At 66.2% G+C, this 8,126-nt stretch carries 8 protein-coding genes; 6 read left to right on the forward strand and 2 right to left on the reverse strand.

The features are described 5' to 3' along the window. Positions 1-43 precede the first annotated feature (43 nt). Together ACODS5_RS24385 and ACODS5_RS24390 are read right to left on the reverse strand one after the other, a co-directional pair. Entirely contained in the window at positions 44-1,240 is a 1,197-nt protein-coding gene (locus ACODS5_RS24385) for an amino acid aminotransferase (protein WP_134689766.1), read from the reverse strand. 180 nt (positions 1,241-1,420) lie between these two features. After that, complete coding sequence (locus ACODS5_RS24390; protein ID WP_489109861.1) at positions 1,421-2,446, reverse strand: Ldh family oxidoreductase; 1,026 nt, start codon at positions 2,444-2,446, stop codon at positions 1,421-1,423. 143 nt (positions 2,447-2,589) lie between these two features. On the opposite strand from ACODS5_RS24390, the gene ACODS5_RS24395 reads away from it, so the two are divergent. From ACODS5_RS24395 to ACODS5_RS24420, 6 genes are all read left to right on the forward strand, one after another. Beyond that, positions 2,590-3,462: a MurR/RpiR family transcriptional regulator gene (locus tag ACODS5_RS24395; protein WP_134694169.1), complete on the forward strand. Its 873-nt coding sequence runs from the start codon at positions 2,590-2,592 to the stop codon at positions 3,460-3,462. 26 nt (positions 3,463-3,488) lie between these two features. After that, entirely contained in the window at positions 3,489-4,241 is a 753-nt protein-coding gene (locus ACODS5_RS24400) for a transporter substrate-binding domain-containing protein (protein WP_134694170.1), read from the forward strand. 151 nt (positions 4,242-4,392) lie between these two features. Continuing rightward, on the forward strand, positions 4,393-5,112 hold the full coding sequence (locus tag ACODS5_RS24405; protein WP_489109862.1) for an ABC transporter permease: 720 nt from the start codon (positions 4,393-4,395) through the stop codon (positions 5,110-5,112). After that, positions 5,109-5,819, forward strand: coding sequence for an ABC transporter permease (locus tag ACODS5_RS24410; protein ID WP_134694172.1), 711 nt, complete (start codon positions 5,109-5,111; stop codon positions 5,817-5,819). Before ACODS5_RS24405 ends, ACODS5_RS24410 begins: the two co-directional genes overlap by 4 nt. Before the next feature lie 16 nt (positions 5,820-5,835). Further along, entirely contained in the window at positions 5,836-7,080 is a 1,245-nt protein-coding gene (locus tag ACODS5_RS24415) for an FAD-dependent oxidoreductase (RefSeq protein ID WP_134694173.1), read from the forward strand. A gap of 23 nt (positions 7,081-7,103) precedes the next feature. Further along, a complete protein-coding gene (locus ACODS5_RS24420) occupies positions 7,104-7,886 on the forward strand; it encodes an amino acid ABC transporter ATP-binding protein (protein ID WP_134694174.1) in 783 nt (260 codons plus the stop codon). Positions 7,887-8,126 lie beyond the last annotated feature (240 nt).

Raw genomic sequence — 8,126 nt, forward strand, 5'->3', positions numbered from 1 at the left:
CCTACGGGACGCGTAGGAGCCGGCTTGCCGGCGAACGGCTGGGTTACTTCTGCACGGCGGCAAACGCCTCGGCCACCTGGCGCAGGTTGGCCGGACGCAGGCCGGACATGCACACCCGGCCGCTGTCGATCAGGTACACCCCGAACTCGTCACGCAGGCGACGCACCTGCTCGACGCTGAAGCCGGTGTAGCTGAACATGCCGCGCTGGCGCAGGAAGAACTGGAAGTCCTGGCCCGGCAGCAGCTCGCCAAGCAGGTCGACCAGGCCCTGGCGCATGGCCAGGATACGCGTGCGCATCACTTCGACTTCCGCCACCCACTGGGCGTTGAGGCCGGCATCGCCGAGCACGCCGGCCACCAGTTGCGCGCCGAAGAACGGCGGGCTGGAGTAATTGCGGCGCACGGTGGCCTTGAGCTGGCCGAGCACGCTGGCGGCGCTGTCGGCGTCGTCGCAGACCACCGACAAGCCCCCTACCCGCTCGCCGTACAGCGAGAAGATCTTCGAGAACGAGTTGCTCACCAGGCACGGCACGCCGGCACGGGCCATCTCGCGGATGGCGTAGGCGTCGGCCTCCAGCGATTCGCTGAAGCCCTGGTAGGCGATGTCGAGGAACGGGATCAACTGGCGCGCCTTGACCACTTCGATCACCTGCTGCCACTGCTGCTGGTCGAGGTCGGCACCGGTGGGGTTGTGGCAGCACGGGTGCAGCAGCACGATGCTGTTGGCCGGCAGGGTCTGCAGGGTGTCGAGCATGCCGGCGAAATTGACGCCACGGCTGGCCTGGTCGAAGTACGGGTAGCTGTGCACCTTGAAACCGGCGCCTTCGAAGATCGCCCGGTGGTTATCCCAGGTTGGGTCGCTGACCCAGACCTCGGAACCGGCGAAGTAGCGCTTGAGGAAATCGGCGCCGACCTTCAGCGCGCCAGAGCCGCCGACGGTCTGCACGGTGGCCACGCGGCCAGCGCTGACCGCGGGGTGCTCGGCGCCGAACAGCAGGGCCTGGATCGCCTGGCGGTAGCTGGCCAGGCCTTCCATGGGCAGGTACAGCGAGGCTTCGTGGGGTTGCCCGGCCAGGCGCTTTTCCACCTCGGCCACCGCCGCCAGCTGCGGTACCACGCCCGCTTCGTCGTAGTACAGGCCGATGCTCAGGTTGACCTTGTCGGCGCGGGGATCGGCCTTGAAGGTTTCCATCAACGAGAGAATCGGGTCGCCGGCATAGGCATCGACATGTTTGAACACAGCGTGCAGCTCCTTGGTACGGATGGGTCGCGAATAGAAGATGACATCGAGAATACCGCCTGCCAGCGCGGGTTACATCCCCTGGCCGGCAATCGTCTATGGCAGCGTTGCAATGAGCGGCTGTCAACTCGCGTTCAGGGGGGGGTTGCTCGACCAGCACCTCTGGGCCCCGCCCCAAACTCACCCCACCAGCGCCTGCAACCCCGCCCACTCCTGCTCGCTCAATGCCACCCCCTCCCGCCCAGCGACCTCGCGCTCGCGATAGCGACGTTCCCCCGGCATCCGGCTCAGCCCCACCGCCTGCATCTGCCGCACCAGTTCGCGGCTGCGCAGGGCAAAGCGTTCGCCTTCAGCCTTGGACGGATCGATGACGATGAGCAACTGCCCAGTCCAGGGCGTCTTCGCCCCCGGGTGCCCGGACCAGTCGAATTCCCAGGAGAAATGCCCGCCGGTCAGCGCCGCCGCCAGCAGCTCGACCATCATCGACAGCGCCGAACCCTTGTGCCCGCCAAACGGCAACAAGGCGCCACCCTCAAGGATGGCCTTGGGATCGCTGGTCGGCTGTCCGCCGGCATCCACGCCCATGCCCTCAGGCAATGACTGCCCCGCCCGCGCGGCGATCTGCACATCGCCATGGGCCATGGCACTGGTGGCCATGTCGAACACGATCGGATCATGCCCGGCGCAAGGCGCGGCGAAGGCAATGGGGTTGGTGCCGAACAGTGGCTTGCGCGCGCCATGGGGCACCACGCAGGTCATGCTGTTGACCACGCTCAAGGCCACCAGCCCCTGTTCGGCGAACGGCTCGACATCCGGCCACAAGGCAGCGAAATGGTGGGAATTATGGATGGCCAGCACGGCGATGCCGGCGTTGCGCGCCTTGTCCACCAGCAAGCTGCGGGCCGCGGCCAAGGCCGGCTGGGCAAAACCGCCCCGGGCGTCCACCCGCACATACCCCGCCGCCACATCGCTCACCACCGGCTGGGCCTTGCCATCGACCCAGCCACTGGCCAGCGTCGAGACATAACCGGGTATGCGGAACACCCCATGGCTATGGGCGCCATCGCGCTGGGCACTGGCGCAGTTGTGGGCAAGCACGGCGGCCACGGCCTCGCTGCAACCGTGGTGCTGCAAGATCGATTGCAACAGCGCCTGCAGTTCGGCAAACGGCACGCGCACGACTGCGCCGGTGGTAGGTGCGGACATCTGGAGCTCCTTTATTGGAATTGGATTCGCTACAGCGCAACGCCCCCGACTCTCCCGCGAATGACAGCTATCTGTCAAATATTGACTTGATGACAGAAAACAGCCATTTTCTTCTCCACGCCAGAAATCAGCCGGAGCCGCCCATGAGCGCATCGATCAGGCAACGCCTGGAAAGCAGCCTGCACAGCAGTGCAGCCTCCGGCCGCAAGATCGCCAGCTACATGCTCGCCAACCTGCATGAACTGCCGTTCCAGACCTCCGCCAGTATCGCCGCCAAGCTCGATGTCAGCGAGTCCAGTGTCGGGCGCTTCTGCCGCGCACTCGGCTATGCCCACCTCAAGGCGCTCAAGCAGGACTTGCAGAGCGACCTGGGCCAAGGCCCCTGGCTGGTAGGCGATCGCCTGCAGGAATACCGCCAGGCCACCGCCCCATCCGACCACGACGGCTGCCTGGAAAAGGAAATCGCCGCGCTGGTGCGCGTGCACGAATACAGCCGCACCGAGGCCTGGCACCAGGTCGCCCGACGCCTGGCCGATTCGCCACGGGTATTCATCGCCGGCTTTCAGACCGAGCGCGGCGTGGCCATGTGCATGGTCCACCTGCTGCAATACCTGCGCGACGGCGTGCAACGGGTCGATGGCAGCGCCGGGCATTTCGGCGAAGTGCTGCTCGGCCAACCGCGGGCCAGCGCCCTGGTGGTGTTCGAGGCGCGTCGTTATTCACGCCATGCCCTGCAACTGTGCCAGCAGGCGCGCGCGCGGGGCATCCCGGTGACCCTGGTCACCGATACCTTCTGCGATTGGGCCGACGACAACGCCGACGAGGTGTTCCGTATCCCCACCGAATTCAATCTGTTCTGGGAGTCCACCGCGACGATGCTGTCGTGGGTGCACCTGATGGTCAACGAGGTCTGCAAGAAGCTCGGACCGGATGTTGAAACACGCTTGGAAGCAACTGCCGCTCTACATAACGAGTTCGTCGGCTACACCTCGTGGCCGGTGGGCAAACAACAATAGCAAGAGTGCTGGTACAGAGGTGCAACATGAAAAGAACCATGGCTATGGTGGGCGCGTGCGCCCTGCTGCTGGCAAGCCACGCCAGTGCCGAAACCCTGCGCTTCGCCACGGAAGGCGCGTACCCCCCGTTCAACTACGTCGATGCCGACAACAAGCTGCACGGCTTCGATGTCGACATCACCCATGCCCTGTGCGAACAGATGAAGGTCGAATGCACCCTGGTGGCCCAGGATTGGGAAGGCATCATCCCGGCGTTGATGGCGCGCAAGTATGATGCGGTGGTGGCTTCGATGATCGATACCCAGGAGCGACGCAAGAAGATCGCCTTCACCGACCACTACTACCGCACCCCACTGACCGTGGCGGTGGCCAAGGACAGCCAGATCAAAGACGCGCAGACCGACTTCAAGGGCTACACGGTCGGCGCCCAGTCCGCCTCGACCCAGGCGATCTACGCCGAGGACGTGTACGGCAAGGCCGGCGCGGACGTGAAGCTGTACCCGACCCTCGACGAAGCCAACGCCGACCTTGCCGCCGGGCGCCTGGACGGGGTGATCGCCGACAAGTTCCCGCTGCATGAGTGGCTGAACAAGAACGGCCAGGACTGCTGCAAGCTCCTCGGGGACGTCGACGGCACCAAGGCTGACGCGGCGATCGCCGTGCGCAAGGACGACCAGGCCCTGCGCACGCGGCTGAACGAGGCGTTGGCGGCAATCGTCGCCAACGGCACCTACCAGAAGATCGCGAGCAAGTACTTTGCCTTCGATATCTACAACTGACGCGCTGGCCTGACAGATTCCTGGGGCTGCTACGCAGCCCTTTCGCGGCGCGAGGCCGCTCCTACAAGCGACCGCGCGCCTCTGTAGGGGCGGCCTGGTGTCGCGAAGGGCGCAAGCGCGCTCGGATTCGCCGACCTCGAGGGCTCAATCCATGCTCGATCAACTCTCCCTGCTGTCCTTCGCCAGTGGCGGCTGGGGCCAGGCGCTGCTGGCCGGCGCCCTGGTCACCGTATCGCTGGCCCTGGCCTGCCTGCCCATCGGCCTGCCCCTCGGGCTGCTGGTGGCCCTGGCGGCGCGCTCGCGCAAACGCCTGCCAAGGGCCTGGGCCACCACCTTTTCCACGGTGTTCCGCGGCCTGCCCGAACTGCTTACGCTGCTGATCATCTACTACGGCTGCCAGATCGCCGCGCAGAAGATCCTCGCCGCCATGGGCTATGAAGGCGAGGTGCTGATCAACACCTTCCTCGCCGCCATGGCCGCCTTCAGCCTGGTGTTCGCCGCCTTCTCCAGCGAGATCTGGCTGATGGCCTTCAAGACCCTGCCCAAGGGGCAACTCGAGGCCTGCTCGGCCCTGGGCCTAAGCCGGCGCACGGCGTTTTTCAAAGTGCAACTGCCGCAACTGGCGCGTATCGCCCTGCCAGGCTTGTCGAACAACTGGCTGAGCCTGCTCAAGGACACCTCGCTGGTCTCGACCATCTCGCTGATCGACCTGATGCGCCAGACCAACCTGGCGGTCAGCGTGACCAAGCAGCCGATGCTGTTCTATGGCGTGGCCTGCCTGGTCTACCTGCTGTTCTCGGCGCTATCGGGGCAGGTCTTCGCCCTGCTGGAGCGGCGCAGCAACCGTCACCTGCTAGGAGTCCGGCCATGACCTTCGAGCAATTGCTGGCCTATGTGCTCGACCCCGACCTGCTGGAACGTTACGGCGGGCGCTTCATCGACGGGCTGCTGGTGACCGCCAAGCTGGTGGCGATCTCGTTCACCCTCGGTGCGCTGCTGGGCATGCTGCTGGCCTTGGCGCGGATGTCGCGCAGCGTCGCCCTGCGCCGTCTGGCCGCCGGCTATGTGTATTTCTTCCGTGGCTCGCCGCTGCTGGCCCAGCTGTTCTTGCTGTACTACGGGCTGGGCTCGCTCAAGGGTTTCTGGCAAGACCTCGGGCTGTGGTGGTTCTTCCGCGAAGCCTGGTACTGCGCGCTGCTCGCCTTCACCCTCAACACCGCCGCCTACCAGGCCGAGATCTTCCGCGCCAGCCTGATGGCCGTCGCCCCCGGCCAGTACGAAGCGGCCCGGGCCCTGAACCTCAAGCGCTCGACCACCTTCTTCAAGGTGGTGTTGCCGCAGTCGCTGCTGGTGGCCATCGGCCCACTGGGCAACGAGCTGATCATGATGATCAAGGCCAGCGCCATCGCCTCGCTGGTGACCATTTACGACCTGATGGGGGTGACCAAGCTGGCCTTCTCGCGCAGCTTCGACTTCCAGATCTACCTGTGGGCGGCGGTGCTCTACCTGCTGATCGTGGAGATCGTCAGGCGCGCCCTGAAACACCTGGAGGCCCGCCTGGGCCGCCACCTGAACTGATTGAAGGAAGGGTTCCATGTATTGCCAGACCATCGTCCTGGGCGCCGGCATCGTCGGTGTCTGTACCGCCCTGCACCTGCAAGCCCGCGGGCGCCAGGTGATCCTCATCGACCGCGACGAGCCCGGCAGTGGCACCAGCCATGGCAACGCCGGGCTGATCGAACGCTCCAGCGTGATTCCCTACGCCTTCCCGCGCCAATTCAGCGCCTTGCTGCGCTACGGCCTGAACCGCCAGCCCGACGTGCGCTACAGCCTGGCCCACCTGCCCCAGGCGGCGCCCTGGCTGCTGCGCTATTGGCAGCAGTCGGCGCCGGGGCGCCTGGCCAAGGCCGCGGCAGACATGCTGCCGCTGGTGCAACGCAGCGTCGAGGAACACGACGCGCTGATCGAGGCCGCCGGCCTGCAAGCCCTGGTCCAGGCCAAGGGCTGGATCGAGGTGTACCGCGACGACGCCTTGTTCGCCAAGGCCAAGCAGGAACTGCCGGGCCTGGCCCGTTATGGCCTGCGCTACGAGATCCTCGATCGCGCGGCGCTGCAGGCCCGCGAGCAGCAGCTCGACGGCGACGTCAAGGGGGGTATCCACTGGCTCGACCCGAAGACCGTGAGCAACCCCGGTGGCCTCACCCGCGGCTATGCGGCGCTGTTCGTCCAGCGCGGCGGACAGTTCCTTCACGGCGATGCCCGCAGCCTGCGCCAGGTCGAGGCTGGCTGGCAGCTGGACAGCCGCCGTGGCACGGTCAGCGCCGACGAGGTGGTGGCCTGCCTGGGCCCGCAGTCGGCCGAGCTGTACGAACGCCTGGGCTACCACTTCCCGCTGGGCATCAAGCGCGGCTACCACATGCACTACAGCACCCGCGGCGGCGCCGAACTCAGCCATTCGGTGTGCGACACCCAGGGCGGCTACGTGCTGGCGCCAATGGCCCGGGGCGTGCGTCTGACCACTGGCATCGAGTTTGCCGCCAGCGACGCCGCCGTCAATGAAATCCAGCTGCGCCGCTGCGAGGCCCTGGCGCGCAAGTTGTTCCCGGCCTTGGGCGAGCGCCTGGACGACAAACCCTGGCTGGGCCGTCGCCCATGCCTGCCGGACATGCGCCCGGTGATCGGCCCGGCGCCCCGGCACCGCAACCTGTGGTTCAACTTCGGCCACGCCCATCATGGCCTGACCCTGGGTCCGGTGAGTGGCCGCCTGCTGGCGGAGCTGCTGACCGGCGCGCCTCCCTTCACCGACCCGGCGCCCTACAGCGCCGCGCGTTTCGACTGACGCCCCTGCGGGAGAACAACAACATGACCGCCCCTTTGAGCCTTGCCAGCCTGTCCCCTGCCCCCGACCCGCGCCCGGAGCTGATCCGCATCGAGGGCCTGAACAAGCATTACGGTGCTTTCCATGTACTGCACGATATCGACCTGTCGGTGCGCGAGGGTGAGCGTATCGTGCTCTGTGGCCCTTCTGGCTCGGGCAAGTCGACGCTGATTCGCTGCATCAATCGCCTGGAGGTCGCCGAGCAGGGCAGCATCCAGGTGGCCGGTATCGACCTGGCGGGCAACAGCCGCCAGGCCAGCCAGGTACGCAGCGAGATCGGCATGGTGTTCCAGCACTTCAACCTGTTCCCGCACATGAGCGTGCTCGACAACTGCCTGCTGGCGCCGATGAGCGTGCGTGGCTTGTCGCGCCGGGAGGCCGAGGAGCGCGCGCGGCTGTACCTGAGCAAGGTGGGTATCGAGAACCAGGCGCACAAGTATCCCAGCCAGCTTTCCGGTGGGCAGCAACAACGGGTGGCGATTGCCCGGGCGCTGTGCATGAAGCCGCGGATCATGCTGTTCGACGAGCCGACCTCGGCGCTGGACCCAGAGATGGTCGCCGAGGTGCTGGAGGTGTTGGTGCAGTTGGCGGACACCGGGATGACCATGCTCTGCGTGACCCACGAGATGGGGTTTGCCCGGCAAGTGGCGCAGCGGGTGCTGTTTCTTGAGGGCGGGCAGATCATCGAGGACAGTAGCCCGGAGGTGTTCTTCGGACAGCCCCGGACGGCGCGGGCGCAGGCGTTCTTGAAGCAGATCCTGCATTAACGATTAACGGCCTTTCAGGCGAGTGCCAACGCTTTCCGTTGCCGTTGCCGTTGCCGTTGCCGTTGCCGTTGCCGTTGCCGTTGCCGATCAAGAGGCTAGCGCCAACCCCAACGAGCGACAGCTGCGCCAGTGCAGGCGCCGCCCGTAACTTCGCGACTTCAGGAGGCCGAACGCAGGCCTTGCGCAGGGAGGTGACGGGCATGGATGCCCGTCAAGCGCTGGGGCCCAGGATGGGCCCTA

The organism is Pseudomonas sp. FG47 (assembly GCF_057809115.1).